Origin of the sequence: Bacillus sp. SIMBA_026, assembly GCF_046535335.1 — a bacterium.
Lineage (GTDB): Bacteria > Bacillota > Bacilli > Bacillales > Bacillaceae > Bacillus > Bacillus velezensis.
In genome coordinates this window covers 1-235 of record NZ_JAWRWX010000486.1, presented here as the reverse complement: position 1 = coordinate 235, position 235 = coordinate 1, and the positions used below count along the sequence as shown (strand labels likewise).

1 protein-coding gene is annotated in these 235 nt (G+C 66.0%); it reads right to left on the bottom strand.

The annotated features are described in order from the left end of the window. A partial coding sequence (locus SB847_RS22265) for a hypothetical protein (protein ID WP_410578939.1) occupies window positions 1-235 on the bottom strand: 235 nt, incomplete at both ends.

The window sequence follows — 235 nt, the reverse complement described above, 5'->3', positions numbered from 1 at the left end:
CTTGTGCGCCAGTGAGCGAGCCAGCCACCGCGCCAGGCGCGGATGAAGCAGCGGCAGGCGTACCGGCGTCGTCCGCGTAGTTCAGACGACGTTCCACGCGATCGATGCGGGCGGCGATACCGCGTTCCGTTTGCTCAGCACTCGGGAGCAGGATGCGGGCGCAGAGGAGTTCAAGGTGCAAACGCGGTGAGGTGGCGCCCGTCATTTCCGTGAGTGCTGTGTTGGTGACATCGGC